This window comes from Phoenicibacter congonensis, from assembly GCF_902386915.1.
Lineage (GTDB): Bacteria > Actinomycetota > Coriobacteriia > Coriobacteriales > Eggerthellaceae > Phoenicibacter > Phoenicibacter congonensis.
The window spans coordinates 861,564-876,213 of sequence record NZ_LR698997.1 but is presented as its reverse complement, the minus strand read 5'-3'; the positions used below and the strand labels follow the sequence as shown (position 1 = coordinate 876,213).

Sequence of the window (14,650 nt, the reverse complement as noted above, 5' to 3'; positions counted from 1 at the left end):
GTCAGCACCTCGACATGTTCAGGAGCATCTCGTCCTTCGTCTTAGGCGCCTGCACGCAGACATCTTCTCCGAGGCTCGCGTAAACGCTCGCGACGAGGTCGCACGTGGCCAAGAGGCGCTCGCTAGGCTCTTCGCCTCTCCTCAAGAGTTCCAGCTGGGAGCAGAGCTTGCGCATCTCGTCGCGGAGCGTCCTCTGCATCCTGGGCGAGGGTATGACCTCCATGCTCTCGTTCTCAAGCCGCTCCACGATGTAGTCCTGCTTGGTCTTCCCGCTGAGCGCCACGAGTAGGTCGATGCGCTCCGCCTGCTCCTTGCTGACGCGGAAGCCGATGGTCACGGACCGCTGCCTGTCGTCGTTTCTACGCGTCATGTCGGCCCTCCTTGTACTCTTGGAGGGAGTCGGCCATCTCATCATCGCTTTCGGGGAACATGTGCCCGTACTGGAGCGTGATCTCCATTGACTCCTGACCGGCGCGGTCGCCGATCTCAAGTGCGTTGTACCCTTCGTTTATCAGCAGCGAGATATGGCTGTGGCGAAGGTCGTGCACGCGGATCGCGGGAACGCCATCGAGCTTCTCGCAGATCCGGTCGATCTCCGCTTTCAATATGCTCTTGCTTACGCTCGCGAAGATGCGCTCTCCCGGCTCCACGCTCGGGATCTCGTGTACGAGCCTGTAGAGCTCGTCCCTCACGAACAGGGGCATGACGACGTCCCTTATCGACTTATCGGTCTTGGGATCGGTGATGACGTCCCTTCCGTTGAACCTCTGGAACGAATGCCCCACGTGGAGCTTCGAGCTTTTGAAGTTGATGTCCTCAGGAACGAGAGCGAGAAGCTCGCCGATCCTCAGCCCGAGCCAGTAGAGGACCTCGAACGCGTAGAAGAGGACCCCCTCGACGTCCAGCTCCTCGGAGAAGCGTAGATACTGGTCCTTCGTCCAGAACTTCATCTCCCTGGTCTTCTTCGAGCCCAGGCCTGGCGCTTTCGCCATCGGGTTGGGGCTCAGGTCGTAGTACGCGGCGGCATGGCTGAAGATCGCGCCGAGTGCGCTGTTGATAGTCCTCAGATAAGTCTCGGAATAAGGGCTCCCGTTCGGGCGTCGATGTGAGAGCATCTTGTTCTGCCATTGGATGATATCAACGGTCTCGATGTCCTTCATTCGCTTACACCCGAGCTCGGGGATGATCTTGTCGTTGATGATGTAGAGGCGCGTCCTGAGCGTGTATTCCCGAAGATCGGCCTTGACATCCTCCAGGTAGACGTCGACGAAGTCCGCGAGCTTCATCTCCATGGAGCCGCGCGCCTTGCGCAAGAAGGCCTCCTCGAACGCGTCCGCCTCCTCTTCGGTCGCAAAGCCCCTCTTGCACTTGTGGCGTCTCTTGCCGTAGATGTCCTCGTACCAGAACTGGCTCGTGTAGGTTCCGTTCTTCTCTCGCCTCGCCGTCATTGGATGCCGTCCTTCCCGCCGAAGTACCTCTTCTCGAAGTAGTCCGCGCTCACGCGACCCTGCCTCGTGATGAGCCCTTTGTCCGCGAGCTCCTGGTTGAGCTCGCGGATGACCTCGTACGCGGAGGTGCGGGAGATTCCGAGCCTTTCGGCTACCTCCGAGCACTTCATCATTCGCATCGTGGTTGCTTCCATGTCCGTCTCCTTCCTAACAGTTCACTATTGAACGGATGATGCTTGAAAATCCTATCAGTTCATATTTGAACTGTCAATAACTTGAGTTCATATGTGAACTGTTTTAGAATGAGGCGGTTGGACGATTCGGAGCTAGGAGAGAGATGAGCAAAGCCGCATCCAATGCCGCTACGGCCGAAGATCTGAGCACGGGCCAGCTTATCCGCTATTACAGGAAACGCGCTGGAATGACCCAGGCCGAGCTGGCCGAGGAGGTCGAGATGTCTGAGCCGGGGATAAGGAACTACGAGCTGGGGAACAGGACTCCGAGCAAGGCACAGCTGTCGGCGATAGCGCGGGGACTCGGCATAGAGCCGGAGGCTTTGATCACATACGACATAAACAGTGCCAGAGAAGCGCTCGGAGTACTCTTCCAGCTAGAAGGCGCGTTCGGCATCATCCCAAACGAGGACGGCAGTCTCTCTATAGACCCGAAGGCTGACGGTGCGCAGAAAATGGTCCAGGCTATAAGGGCTTGGCACAACGCGAAGGAAGATCTCGAAAGCGGCGAGATGAGCGAGGACGACTACAAGTCCTGGAAATCGTCGTTCAAGCTGTAGAGCCCAAACTCTATATCGATGCACTGAGAGGGACGCCGTTTGGCGTCCCTCTCTTTCTATGGCTTGAAATGCTCGCACAGGCGGCAAAGCGTCGAATAGTACCGCCCGCCATCTCCAAGAGGGCCTTGTTTCGGAATCATGGATGGACTATTTCGTGAGACATTTGATCGCCCGGTACTGTTTTCCGAGCCTTGGCCAGAGCGCAAGTTGATCGAAATCCGCCGCAAAATCGGTGATTTCGTCAGTACCGCCCGACTTTTTACACCCCATCCTGAACTGGGAAAACATAAAGAAAGCTCGTCCAAAATGGGGGTGAGTTCAAAATGGTACTATTTTCGCCGTTTCGGGCGAAAAATACACCCGTGCAACTGTGGCGAGTGGTTAACCGACGCCATTCTTTTGGAAAGCTTCCCAATATTGTCCAATACTGTCTATTTCTCTTGATGGCGCAGAAGCGAAAAGTGTGCCCTATCTGGGAAGAATAAGACCCGCCGAGGCTTCGGCGGGTCTGAATTCTGCGATTTCCGTTTGAGAGCTTTTTCCAGTGGCTTACAGCTTTTCCCTAACGAAATGGGTATAAATTACACAAAATTACAAAACATTAGATTAGGTAAAAAGTGGCCTCTGACCTTGCAATTTACTCCCACTCAATCGTGGCTGGTGGTTTAGACGTGATGTCATAGCACACCCTATTAAGGCCCGGGACCTCAGCAACTATGCGGGAGGAAATGCGAGCGAGCACGTCATGAGGGAGCTTGGCCCAATCGGCAGTCATAGCATCACTTGACTCAACTGCGCGAACGATAACAGGGCGCTCATAGGTGCGTTCATCCCCCATCACTCCAACGCTTTTGATGTCAGGAAGAACAGCAAAATATTGCCAACAGGAATGCTCCGAATGAATGTCTCCCGTCTCCTCAAAAAGGCGGTCGTTGTAGTCGTTGAGTTCCTCACGCACAATAGCATCGGCATCTTTCAGAATTCTTAACTTTTCTTCATCAATGTCGCCAATGATGCGAATTGCAAGACCTGGACCTGGGAAAGGCTGACGATAAACGATGGAATTTGGTAGGCCCAACGATGTTCCAAGCGAGCGAACCTCATCTTTAAAGAAATGGTCTAATGGCTCAATCAAATCAAACGAGACACCATCGGGGAAAGGTATCAAATTGTGGTGACTCTTGATTGTCGATGCCTTACCACCAGTTTTTCTGGCTCCGCTTTCGATGATGTCAGGATAAATTGTTCCTTGAGCTAAAAACTTGATTGGAGTGCCATCGGCCGACTTCTCTTTTGCAACTGCAAAAAACTCTTTCCAAAACTGAGTTCCAATTATCTTTCGCTTTTGCTCTGGATCACTAACACCTTTTAGAAGGTCTAAATATCTTTTTTCTGCATGAACATGAATGAAATCGACATTAAACTGGCGTGAGAAAACGTCTTCAACTTCCTCTGGCTCATTTTTTCGTAATAGCCCATGGTTAACAAAAACGCAAATGAGCTGCTTTCCAATAGCTTTTGAAAGAAGTGCAGCAACAACGCTTGAATCAACGCCCCCTGAGAGACCAAGAATTACACGAGAGTCTCCAACCTTTTTTCTAATGTCTTCAATGAGAGTTTCAGCCAAATTGTCAATTGACCATGTCTTTTCTAGGCCGCAGACTTTAAACAGGAAAGTGCCCAAAATTTGATTTCCGCATTCTGTGTGCTTAACCTCAGGATGAAATTGAGTAGTGAAAATCTTCTTCTCAACGTTTTCCATCGCAGCAATTTCGCACACATCTGTTGAAGCTACAACACGAAATCCAGCAGGAACTTCAACAACTGCGTCACGGTGACTCATCCAGACGGTTTGTGTGTCAGGCGTTCCTTCAAACAAAACAGATGGCTTTACGTGAAGGGATGCAGGGCCATATTCACCTTTGTCAGTGTGGCCAACTTTCCCTCCAAGCGTGTGTGCAATAATCTGATGCCCATAACAAAACCCAAGGATTGGAATTCCCAGTTCTAACACAGCAGGGTCAATTGATGGAGCATCATCTGCATAAACACTTGCGGGACCACCAGAAAAAACAAGCGCCGAAGGACTCATTTGTTTGACCTCATCGGCAGTCAAGTCGCATGGGACAATTTCAGAATAAACACCCAAATCACGAATGCGACGAGCAATCAACTGCCCATATTGAGCACCAAAATCAAAAACGAGCACTTTCTTTTGACTGTTGTTCATGTTCTAAATTCCTTTATGTAGTAAATCGCGCTTGCACTAAATTAGTTACTCAAATTAGTCACCATTAAAAAGCTAAAACCGATGGAACAATGCGAATTATTAACGCATTGAACAGAGAGTTAGCCTCTCATCGTTGCTCCAGTTGCGCCAGCAACTTTTGTAACAACTTTGTTGTGCAATTTTTCAACCTCCGATGACTCTAAAGTCTTTTCGGTTGATTGATAGGTTAACTTGAAGCTCATCGACTTTTTGCCTGCGCCAACAGTTACTGGATTTCTGTAGATGTCAACAAGTGAGACACCTGTCAAAAGCTTTCCTCCAGCGGAAGTGATGACTTGTTGCATGCGTTCGCATGTCACCGACTCGTCAACAACAAAGTTTTGATCCATCTCAATTGCTGGAAATTCCGACAAATCAACATATGGTTTAGCTGGCATGGCTGTTTTTTCAAGCGCGGCAAAGTCGAGCTCAAAAGCACAAACTGCATCATCGGTGTCATATTTTGAAGAAACTTGAGGATGAATTTCCCCCACCCATCCGATTTGTGTTCCGCCAGAAAACATTACAGCAATTCGACCAGGCAAAAGGAATGAATATTCTCCTGGATCACCAACTTTAAACTTCACTTTTGGAAGGTTTAGCACGTCGGCGACATCTTCAAGCACGCCTTTAGCGTCGAAGAAATCAAATTTTCGAGCCTCACCATCCCAAGATTTATCTTTTGCATTCCCGCACAAAACACCAGCCACACGAGTTCGCTCTTTTGGAAGTTTCCTCTCAGCTGTGGTTGAGAAAACTGTTCCAATTTCATAGAGTGCAACACGCTTTGTTCCGTGATTGGAGTTGAAACGAACCGATTCCATTAGCCCTGGCAAAATCGACTGACGTAAATGCGCTTGCTCAGAATTTAGCGGATTCAAAAGTTCAACACTAACGCTTTCTTTAAATGAAGTTGGTTGGAAACAATCAATCTCTTCGAGGGAATTAAAAGAATAGGAAAGCGTTTCATTCATCCCATTAGCACGAAGAGTGTTGTCAACTTTCCTTCTGACAATGTCAAAATCGGTCAAATGACCAACACGTTTTGCGCTTTTTGGCAAAGTGCTTGGAATTCGATCCTCTCCCCAAATTCTCAAAACTTCTTCATAGAGATCAATTTCACGAGTGAGGTCAGGCCTAAACGTTGGGCGAACAACACTCAACTCATCGCCCTTGCCATCAACCACACAACCCAGCCTTTTTAGAACTTCAGCGATAAATTCATTAGGAACATCATCGCCAACAAAATCTCTAAAACGATTGCATCTAAAAGCAAGCGTCTCAGGCTCAGTTTTTTTCGACCAAACATCAACGAGTCCAAAGTCTCCTTGCCTGTTGCAAAGAACTTCTCCCCCTGCAACTTCTTGAATTAAAGCAGCTGCAATGGCAGAACGCACGTCAATGTCGTGGTCATCGACCTCACGTTCATACCGCATTGACGACTCGCTAAAAAGTTTTAAATTGCGAGATGTCCTTGAAGTTGACCCTGGCTCAAATGTTGCAACTTCAATGCACACATTTTTTGTGTTCTCTGTAATTTCAGAATTTAGCCCACCCATAACACCAGCAAGACCAACAGGGCCCGCACTTTCAGTCGTGATGAGTGTCATGTCTTCTGTGAGAGCGCGCTCTTGGCCATCAAGTGTTGTTAGCTTTTCGCCTTCTTTTGCAGCACGAACGATGATGTGAGCTCTATCCTCACCATTTTTTAGCCAGTCCAAATCAAAAGCGTGCATTGGCTGACCATAGAGGAACAAAATGTAGTTTGTAACATCAACAATGTTATTGACACTTCTCTGCCCTACCGACAAAAGTTTGTCAACAAGCCATTGTGGGCTAGGCCCAACTTTTACACCTTTTATTACAGCTGCTGTGTAGCGAGGGCAACGAGTTGAATCTTCAACAGTAACGTCAACTTCGTCTTCAACTGTCGTTTCAGTTTTAGAAGCTTTTAACTTTGCGAAATCATCTGCAATTGGGTCGGTCCAATCTCTGCCATTCATTGCAGCAAACTCGCGCGCAAGACCACGCACCGACAGACAATCGGGGCGGTTAGGTGTGATTTCAAGATCAAGCACAACCTCATTCTTGTCCAAATATTGCGCCAAAGGCATTCCAACTGGAGTATCTTCTGGCAAAATCATAATTCCTTCGTGATCGTTGCTAAGTCCCAATTCTCGAGCTGAGCAATTCATCCCACAAGACGCAACACCGCGAAGTTTTGACTTCTTGATTTTAAAATCACCAGGGAGAACAGCTCCAATCATTGCAACAACAATGTGGTCTCCCTCATTAAAGTTTTGAGCGCCGCAAACAATTTGCAATGGTTCAGGCTCGCCGTCAGCGCCGACGTTTTTGTCACCAACACCAACCTTGCAAACCCACATGTGGTCAGAATCAGGGTGCTTTTCTTTCTTGAGAACAACGCCTGTGACAACGTGGTCAAATTGGCTGCCCATCTTTTCGATGCCCTCAACGCCAGTTCCTGTTAGGTCAAGGCGGTCACATAGAGTTTTAATTTCCTCATCTGTCGAGAAAGGAATGTTTGTATATTCGTTTATCCATTTTAATGGTGCTAACATGTTTATCTCCGCATCGCTCTAGAACTGTTTTAAGAATCTTTCATCACCCTGCAAAAGCATGCGCAGGTCAGGGACGTTGTATTTCAAGCAAGCGATGCGCTCAACGCCCATTCCAAACGCGAAGCCAGAATAAATTTCAGGGTCAATTCCGCTCATGCGCAATACGCTAGGATCAACCATTCCGCATCCCAAAATTTCAAGCCAACCAGTGCCTTTGCACATGCGGCAGCCTTTTCCTCCACAAATCCCGCATGAAACATCGGCCTCGCAAGATGGCTCAGTAAATGGGAAATAGTGCGCACGAAAACGAGTCTTTCTTTCTTCTCCAAAAATTGCTTTGCACACAAATTCAAGCGTGCCTTTCAAATCACCAAAAGTGATTCCTTTGTCAACAACAAGCCCCTCAATCTGGTGAAATTGAGGCAAGTGAGAAGGGTCAGCAACGTCGCGACGATAGACTTTACCAGGCGCAATTATGTAAATTGGAAGTTCTTCATCTTCCATTGCATGAACTTGAACACCACTTGTTTGGGTGCGAAGCAAAACGTCACTCTCGCCCCTAACATTTGCAACTTCACCTGAATTGTCAACGCAATAAAAAGTGTCTTGCATGCTTCGTGAAGGATGATCAGCAGGCGCATTAAGAGCAGTAAAGTTATAGTAATCAGTCTCAACCTCACGACCGTGTTTTACTGTGTAGCCAAGGCCTAAGAAAATGTCGGTGCATTCGTCGATTATGTTTGATATTAGATGCTGATGTCCAGGGTGCTGACAGCGTCCTGGAAGAGTAATGTCAACTGCAGATGACTCAATTTTTGCCTGCATTTCGGAATTTTTTAGCTTCTCTTTTTTCTCTGCTAGTTTATTTTCAATTTCATTTCGAGCAGAATTGACAAGTTTGCCAACTTCAGCGCGCTCTTCTTTTGCAACATTTCCCATGTTGCGAAGATATCCTGTTAAAGATCCAGATTTTCCAAGAACTGCGACACGAACTTCTTCTAGTGCATCAAGAGTGTTGGAGTCGCTGACTTTTGAAGAAACATCACTAACTAGTGAATGAATCTCATCGACTAATGACATAAATTAAACTCCCATTTTCAATTAAAAGTGATTAGTTAAAAATTATAGGACACATGAAAAAATGTGCCAGTGTAATTGAGACATTCAAGCGCTATCGCGTGTGACGCTTCTTTGCTTTGCGAGCAGTTTTTTTCAAATCGGCAAGAATATCTTCCTCAGCACTTCCTGACAAGTGCGCTTTCGTTTGCACTATCTCATCGCGAAGTCTTGCTGCTTCCTCAAAATCGCATGCCTCACTGGCTTCATACATTTGTTCTTCCAACGAATCAATCATCCGAAGAACTTCTGATCTTGAGAAATTTGCAAGTTCAGCGTTAACTTCTTCTGCAGAAACATCTGAAATGTCTTTTATTTTGTCGGTGATGTCAGAGATTTTCTTCCGAATTGTTTCAGGCTCAATTCCATGCTCGACGTTATATTCCTCTTGGATTTTGCGTCGACGTCTAGTCTCATCAACAGCTGCTTTCAAAGAATCTGTTTCTTTGTCGGCATACATGATTACCTTGCCAGAAACGTTTCTAGCTGCTCTGCCAATTGTTTGAATTAACGAGCGCTTGTTTCTCAAAAAACCCTCTTTGTCGGCATCAAGAATTGCAACAAGGCTAACTTCTGGCAAGTCAAGCCCCTCGCGAAGCAAGTTAATTCCAACAAGACAGTCAAATTTTCCAGCACGCAAATCTCTCAAGATTTCAACACGTTCTAAAGTAGCGACGTCGGAGTGCATGTATCGTGCCTTGATGTCATTATCAAGAAGATGCTCTGTTAAAGCTTCTGCCATGCGCTTTGTGAGTGTCGTAATTAAAACACGCTCATTTTTTGCAGCACGTTCCTTAACCTCATCAATTACATCATCGATTTGACTTTTTGTTGGACGCACATCAATAATTGGATCTAAAAGTCCAGTTGGGCGAATGATTTGCTCAACAGTCTGTTGACTAACTCGCTCTTCATAGTCACCTGGTGTAGCTGACACATAAACAAACTGCGGAATTTTTTGCTCAAATTCATCGAAACGAAGCGGCCGATTGTCAAGAGCAGATGGAAGCCTAAATCCGTGCTCAACTAGCGTAACTTTGCGCGATCGGTCCCCTTCATGCATCCCACGAATTTGAGGAACTGTGACGTGAGACTCATCAATTATGCACAACATGTCGTCAGGAAAATAGTCAATTAACGTGTTTGGCGGCTCACCTGGTTTTCTGCCATCGAGGTGCCTTGAATAGTTCTCAATTCCAGAACAAAATCCAAGTGATTCAATCATTTCAAGGTCATAGGAAGTGCGCATCTCGAGTCGCTGGGCTTCTAACAGCTTGTTGTTAGCCTTTAACTCCTGCAAACGTTGTTGCAGTTCTTCTTGAATTGTTTTAATTGCGTTATTTAGTTTCGGGCGCGCAGTAACATAGTGAGAAGCAGGCCAAATTGGCGTAGTGTCTAGCTCCTTTATCACTTCACCAGTAACTCGATCAACAATTGCGAGCTCTTCTATTTCGTCACCCCAAAAACTCACGTGCAAAGGGTTGTCGTCATATGGAGGGAAAATGTCAATTGAGTCCCCTCGAACTCTAAAATTCCCACGATCGAGCTCATAGTCGTTTCGGTCATATTGGATCTCAACAAGGCGTTTGATTAAATCATCACGATCAACTTCTTCTGACCTATTCAAAAACACTGCCATTCCTGCATAATCTTCGGGAGATCCAATGCCATAAATGCAACTCACCGAAGCTACAACAATGCAGTCACGCCTTGAGAGCAGAGCGCTTGTGGCAGCATGGCGAAGTTTTTCAACTTCTTCGTTTATCGACGCATCTTTTTCGATGAAAGTGTCGCTTGAAGGAACATATGCTTCTGGCTGATAATAGTCGTAATAGGACACGAAATATACAACAGAATTGTCAGGGAAAAACTGCTGCAACTCCCCTGCTAGTTGTGCTGCGAGAGTTTTGTTGGGAGCCATTACAAGTGTTGGCTTTTGAACCTTCTCAATGAGTTTGGCCATGGTAAAGGTTTTACCTGAGCCCGTGACTCCAAGAAGTGTTTGATATCGAAGACCTTTTTCGACGCCTAAAGCAAGTTCATTTATAGCTTTAGGTTGGTCTCCGCTGGGTTCATATTCACTTACAACATGAAGCCCAGATTTCGTCGATTCGCTCATCTAGTGCCTCTATCGTTGAATTGTTGTGAATAACATAATCAGCAACAGCCTCATATTCTTCATCATAAGGCTGAACTCTCATTCTCCAAGTTAGTTCAAAATTTTCAATCCCACGCTTTTTGCCACGCTCAATTTTGTCTTTGAGACGCGATTCAACCCAAACAACAGCATCGGCATCTTTAAGGAAAATGTCTTCATCGCGACTGTCGCCAAAATAACCAGAATATTCAACGACGACAATTGAATCATCATCAAGATCACTCAGCTGTCGGTCTAGCTCCTCTTTAATGTGAGGAAAAATAGCTCTATCAAATGCGTGCGTGACTAATTTATTTGAGAACAGATAGTCTTGAAGCGCCTCTTTGTCAATGATTCCATTTTCAACGACAACGTCGTCACTCAGCTTTTTAACTTGCTCAATGACTTCTGGCTTTTCAAGAACAAACTGTGAGATTTTATCTAAATCGAAATAAACTGCGCCTTTTTGAGCGAATGATTTCCCAATAATAGACTTCCCATTGCAAATCCCGCCAATTACATAAATAACTTTCACAAGGCACCCTCTCGATTTAAAGAAATTTAAACAGGTGAGCCTTAGAACCCCCCTCAGGAGACCCACCTGTTTAAAAGCAAAAAATTAACTATTCAGCAGCCTCTTCTGCTTGAGCTTCTTCTTTTGCCTCAGCTGGTTCAGCGCCTTCTACTTTAATCTCGTAGCCAAGCTCTTCTGCAGCTGCTTTGCAAGAAAGAGAAATTCTTCTCTTCTCAAGATCATATTCAACAATCTTTACTTTAACTTGATCACCGACATGAACAACTTGTTTAGGTGAGTCGATGTGCTGAGTTGCAAGTTCTGAAATGTGAACAAGACCCTCAACATTAGGAGCAAACTCTACAAATGCACCGAATGAAACAACGTTTGTGACTTTGCCATCAACAATCATGCCAGCAGGATATTTCTCCATGAGTTCTGTCCATGGATCAGGTTGAGTTTGTTTGAGTCCAAGAGAAATTCTCTCACGGTCAAGGTCAACGTCAAGAACAACAACCTCAAGCTCGTCTCCCACTGAAACAACTTCGCTTGGATGGTTGACATGGTTCCAAGAAAGCTCTGAAATGTGAACGAGGCCATCAATTCCGCCAAGGTCAACAAATGCGCCGAACTCAACGATGCTTGAAACTGTGCCCTTAAGACGCATGCCCTTTGAGAGTTTAGAAAGAATCTCAGCACGCTCTGCCTTGCGACCCTCCTCAAGAAGAACACGACGTGAAAGAACAACATTGTTGCGATTTCTGTCCATCTCAATGATGCGAGCATCAACTTCGGTGCCGAGGTAGGAGTCGAGTTCGCGAACACGACGAATGTCAACGAGTGAAGCAGGAAGGAAGCCACGAAGACCGATGTCAACGATGAGACCGCCCTTAACAACCTCGATAACTTCACCAGTAACAATCTCACCCGCTTTGAACTTCTCTTCAACCTGTTTCCAAGCAACTTCATATTCAGCACGTTTCTTAGAAAGAACAAGGCGACCGTCTTTGTCTTCTTTAGTGAGAACAAGTGCTTGAATTTCGTCGCCGAGTTGCACACAGCTTGCAGGATCAACATCTTTTCTGATTGAAAGCTCGCGAGCAGGGATCACACCTTCGCTCTTAAAGCCAATGTCAACGAGCACTTCGTCGTGCTCAATTTTGACAACCTTACCATTGACTAAATCACCTTCATCAAATGATGAAATTGAACCGTCAATGAGGTTCGCAAAATCTTCATCAGAAATGTCCTGATAGTCGATAATGCTAGTGTTTTTAATTTCGGTCATTTACAGGACCCCTTTCAAAAAAATATTAGGGCCCGAGATAGATTGCTAATAATAGAAAATAAACTCGGGGGCCAGTAATACAAGTGTCTGCGACTTTTCACAGACACCAACAAATTATAACAAACTATAAATTTCTAAAGTCATTATTTAGCCTTCAAATAGTATTTTTTCGCAACAAACTGCTTGCGCTTCAAGCATTCCAGACCCGTCAAAACATGTTGCCCCAGCAGCTCTTGCATCCTTGATAATCTGGGTGTCGCCATGACCATAAATGCAATCCAGAACAACTTGATTTTTGTTTAGCAGGTCACTGTCAATTGGGCTTGGGTCAGATAGCATCATTCCAAGTGTTGTGGCGTTGATAATAAAGTCAGCATGCACAATTCTGTCAACAGAACGATTATATGTTTCAACCAAAACTGTGTGACCATTTACACGCAATTCACCAGTTTTCTTTTGTGAACGCGTGAGTAAAGTGACTTTAGAGCCAACAAAAGCTAAAGCACAAGAAACCGACTTGGCAGTAGGGCCAGTACCGCAAACTACAACATTAGCACCACGCATGTCATAGCCACGTGCTTGCAAATCTATCAAACAACCGCCACCGTCGACATTGTGTCCCAAAAGCCTTCCGCCCTTGTTCACAATAAAATTGCATCCACTCGAAAAATCCGAAGGATAATCAACTTCATCAGCGCACTCAAGCGCCAAACTTTTCCATGGAGTTGTGATGTTTATTGCAACATAGTCTTTGCTCAAAATAAACTCGCGAGCAGCGGGCTCAGAGGGCAGGTCCATCAATTCATAGGTCCAATCAAGACCTCGCTCCAGAAATGTTGCCCGCCAGTGCGCAGGAGATTTTGAATGGGAGATGCCTGCTCCCAATAGATACATTTTATTTAAGTTAGTCATATGAATAACACTCTATAACTATTGAGTGTCTTTTTTTATGGCATCTTTGTGTTCGTCGTAAGTTTTCGAGAAAGAGTAGGAACCATCATCATTTGTGTAAAAAAACAAATAGTCAGTTTGCTCAGGATTGCAAACTGCTTTAATTGAGTCTAGCGATGGATTGCAAATTGGGGTTGGTGGTAAACCAGGATTCGAATATGTTGAATAGGGGTCATCAGCATGAACCTCTTCGGCAGTGGGATCATGCCCAACTTTATAGGCAGTAGTAGCATCGCTTTGCAAATAGGGAGAATCGCTAGATAGTCTATTATAAAAAACACCAGCCACTCGCGCATGAAGGTCGGAAGGCGATTCTTTTTGCACGATTGAAGCTAAATTAATCGCTTCATAAATTGACAATCCTTTTGAGGTTGGAAAGGAAAAATCAATTCCTTCAGTTTCTTTTTGGAATTGATTTAGCATTTTTTGAACCATCGAAGCCGCGTTGTCATTCTGCTCGATTTCATATGTTTTAGGGAACAAAAATCCTTCTAAAGAATTTGTGCCAACGTCTTTTAGAAAAGAATAGCTAGATGCATATCTAGAAGCATCTGCACATTCCGTCTCGAAATCAGCAGCTTTAATTTGCCCAGACGATGCTGCGTCAAGCGCTTCTGCTGTTGCTTTGACAGTGTAGCCTTCTACGACGGTAACTTTTGGGGTGGAATCTTTCTCGCCCTTCTTCAGGCGCTCTGCCATCTCGCTAGTTGGAGTTTGACCATTAAAAGTGTAGCTGCCAGGCACCAAATTGTTAGCGGCGCCACACTTGTCAAGTTCGCTTGCAAACGCCCCAGCATCAGCAACAAGATTAGCATCTTTGAAATGGCCAGCAACTGTGGTTGCATTATCACCCGACTCAATCACAATTGTTGCCTGTTCATTGGACGGAAGAGACCCTTCATTTGATCCCCCGAAAACTTTTGGAACAATTAAAATGCAGGCAATAATCACAACAAGCGCTGCAATAATTGAAACAATTATGACAGGTGCTTTTGATTTTTTTGGACGAATGTATGAGGTGTCATATGTCACGAATTCCTTCCTGGCAAGGTCGTGCGCTTTTCTTGCACGCCTAGAAGGTTTAGATGAAGACGGGACTCCCCTTGCATGTCTTGGCACGTTACACCCCTTGTGTCTTAAAAGTCATTAAATGCTTTTACTCTCAAGATAGGATTGCAAAAATATTTGTGCTGCAACCATGTCTATCTTACCACGCATATCACGCTCAGACATTCCACACTCGTGCATGTAAACCTTAGCCTCTTTGCTAGAAAGGCGTTCATCGACAAATTTACCAGGTAAACCTGAAATAGAAATAATTTGATTAGCAACTTTGCGAATGTTGCTAGCTTGCGGGCCTTCTTCACCCGATAAAGTTTTTGGGAGCCCAAAAATGAGCACTTCAGGCTCCCAATCTTCAACAAGTCTTTTTATAATTCGTGCATCAGCAAGCAAATCGGCGGTTGGCACTACTTTTACAGCCGAAGAAACTTTCTCAGCTGAATCACAAATTGCAATGCCAGTCCTTTTTGACCCTATGTCAAATGCCATG

The 14,650-nt window shown here is 45.6% G+C and carries 13 protein-coding genes; 1 reads left to right on the top strand and 12 read right to left on the bottom strand.

Annotated elements, in window-relative coordinates; all coding sequences use genetic code 11:
* Nucleotide 1: 1 nt before the first annotated feature.
* From FXZ76_RS03815 to FXZ76_RS03805, 3 genes are read right to left on the bottom strand one after another with little or no spacing between them, the layout of a single operon-like run.
* Nucleotides 2-370, bottom strand: coding sequence for a plasmid mobilization protein (locus tag FXZ76_RS03815; RefSeq protein ID WP_079535847.1), 369 nt, complete (start codon nt 368-370; stop codon nt 2-4).
* Nucleotides 360-1,448 (bottom strand): site-specific integrase, encoded by a 1,089-nt coding sequence (locus FXZ76_RS03810; protein ID WP_079535846.1) that lies wholly within the window; start codon nt 1,446-1,448, stop codon nt 360-362. Before FXZ76_RS03810 ends, FXZ76_RS03815 begins: the two co-directional genes overlap by 11 nt.
* Nucleotides 1,445-1,642 carry a helix-turn-helix domain-containing protein gene (locus FXZ76_RS03805; protein WP_231961744.1) on the bottom strand — a complete coding sequence of 66 codons (198 nt, stop codon included), beginning with the start codon at nt 1,640-1,642 and terminating at the stop codon, nt 1,445-1,447. The genes FXZ76_RS03810 and FXZ76_RS03805 overlap by 4 nt, the downstream gene beginning before the upstream one ends.
* A 143-nt stretch (nt 1,643-1,785) precedes the next feature.
* Here FXZ76_RS03805 and FXZ76_RS03800 point away from each other — a divergent pair, with 143 nt between their 5' ends.
* Nucleotides 1,786-2,241 (top strand): helix-turn-helix domain-containing protein, encoded by a 456-nt coding sequence (locus tag FXZ76_RS03800; RefSeq protein ID WP_079535845.1) that lies wholly within the window; start codon nt 1,786-1,788, stop codon nt 2,239-2,241.
* A gap of 637 nt (nt 2,242-2,878) precedes the next feature.
* Here FXZ76_RS03800 and guaA read toward each other — a convergent pair.
* The 9 genes from guaA to ruvX all read right to left on the bottom strand — a co-directional run bounded on the left by guaA (nt 2,879) and on the right by ruvX (nt 14,649).
* Nucleotides 2,879-4,471 carry a glutamine-hydrolyzing GMP synthase gene (gene guaA, locus FXZ76_RS03795; RefSeq protein WP_079535844.1) on the bottom strand — a complete coding sequence of 531 codons (1,593 nt, stop codon included), beginning with the start codon at nt 4,469-4,471 and terminating at the stop codon, nt 2,879-2,881.
* A gap of 119 nt (nt 4,472-4,590) precedes the next feature.
* Complete coding sequence (pheT, locus tag FXZ76_RS03790) at nt 4,591-7,092, bottom strand: phenylalanine--tRNA ligase subunit beta (RefSeq protein ID WP_079535843.1); 2,502 nt, start codon at nt 7,090-7,092, stop codon at nt 4,591-4,593.
* 18 nt (nt 7,093-7,110) lie between these two features.
* Nucleotides 7,111-8,172, bottom strand: a complete 1,062-nt coding sequence (gene pheS, locus FXZ76_RS03785) for a phenylalanine--tRNA ligase subunit alpha (RefSeq protein WP_079535842.1) — start codon at nt 8,170-8,172, stop codon at nt 7,111-7,113.
* A gap of 91 nt (nt 8,173-8,263) precedes the next feature.
* Nucleotides 8,264-10,327 carry an excinuclease ABC subunit UvrB gene (gene uvrB, locus FXZ76_RS03780; RefSeq protein ID WP_079535841.1) on the bottom strand — a complete coding sequence of 688 codons (2,064 nt, stop codon included), beginning with the start codon at nt 10,325-10,327 and terminating at the stop codon, nt 8,264-8,266.
* The gene (locus tag FXZ76_RS03775) at nt 10,287-10,880 is read right to left on the bottom strand and encodes a dephospho-CoA kinase (protein WP_157887288.1); all 594 of its coding nucleotides are present in this window, start codon (nt 10,878-10,880) and stop codon (nt 10,287-10,289) included. Before FXZ76_RS03775 ends, uvrB begins: the two co-directional genes overlap by 41 nt.
* Before the next feature lie 88 nt (nt 10,881-10,968).
* On the bottom strand, nt 10,969-12,147 hold the full coding sequence (gene rpsA / locus FXZ76_RS03770; RefSeq protein WP_079535839.1) for a 30S ribosomal protein S1: 1,179 nt from the start codon (nt 12,145-12,147) through the stop codon (nt 10,969-10,971).
* A gap of 147 nt (nt 12,148-12,294) precedes the next feature.
* Nucleotides 12,295-13,059, bottom strand: a complete 765-nt coding sequence (locus FXZ76_RS03765) for a shikimate dehydrogenase family protein (RefSeq protein WP_079535838.1) — start codon at nt 13,057-13,059, stop codon at nt 12,295-12,297.
* Between the two features lie 18 nt (nt 13,060-13,077).
* Complete coding sequence (mltG, locus tag FXZ76_RS03760) at nt 13,078-14,217, bottom strand: endolytic transglycosylase MltG (protein ID WP_079535837.1); 1,140 nt, start codon at nt 14,215-14,217, stop codon at nt 13,078-13,080.
* A gap of 27 nt (nt 14,218-14,244) precedes the next feature.
* Nucleotides 14,245-14,649, bottom strand: a complete 405-nt coding sequence (ruvX, locus tag FXZ76_RS03755; RefSeq protein WP_331712580.1) for a Holliday junction resolvase RuvX — start codon at nt 14,647-14,649, stop codon at nt 14,245-14,247.
* Between the last annotated feature and the right edge of the window lies 1 nt (nt 14,650).